General features: G+C 51.8%; 1 protein-coding gene. It reads right to left on the bottom strand.

Annotated features, from left to right (window positions below):
- Positions 1 to 247: 247 nt before the first annotated feature.
- Positions 248 to 450: hypothetical protein (locus tag U859_RS32320; protein WP_037506008.1), on the bottom strand; the 203-nt coding region annotated here is incomplete at its 5' end.

Genomic DNA, 450 nt, shown 5'->3' with positions numbered 1-450 from the left:
CCGCCGCCGAGGGGCTCTTACTTTTGGCTTGATCCAAAAGTAACAAAAAATCAAGGCTTGGATCTGATGTCGGATAAATTCGTCAAAGCTTTTTTGGTCGTCAGCACAAGCCCCCGATGAAGGATCGGGGAGGGCGTGCTGCCTCTGGGTAGTGGTAGGGTGAAAGGAAGTGCAAAAGCTTTAACGCTTTTTCCTTCCATCATATCCTAGGCCGGATAGCAGGGCGCATAGACAGGCATCCGTAGACTTATTCCTCTGAAACTATGAGGGGACGCTGGGTCGTCATCTCGACCGTAGTGGAGAGATCTTTGGACTTTTCATAAACATAGTTCTTCATTCCCGCGCAGGCGGGAACCTTAATGCGTTGGCTATTCTTGCCCCTTCGCTCAGTCTTGCCTCGGCTACCGATGAAAAATCGGTACAGGTCCACCGCCGCCGAGGGGCTCTTAC

The organism is Pedobacter jeongneungensis (assembly GCF_000633455.1).
Lineage (GTDB): Bacteria > Bacteroidota > Bacteroidia > Sphingobacteriales > Sphingobacteriaceae > Pedobacter > Pedobacter jeongneungensis_A.
The sequence above is the reverse complement of the archived record's forward strand: the minus strand, read 5'-3'. Positions and strand labels throughout refer to the sequence as shown.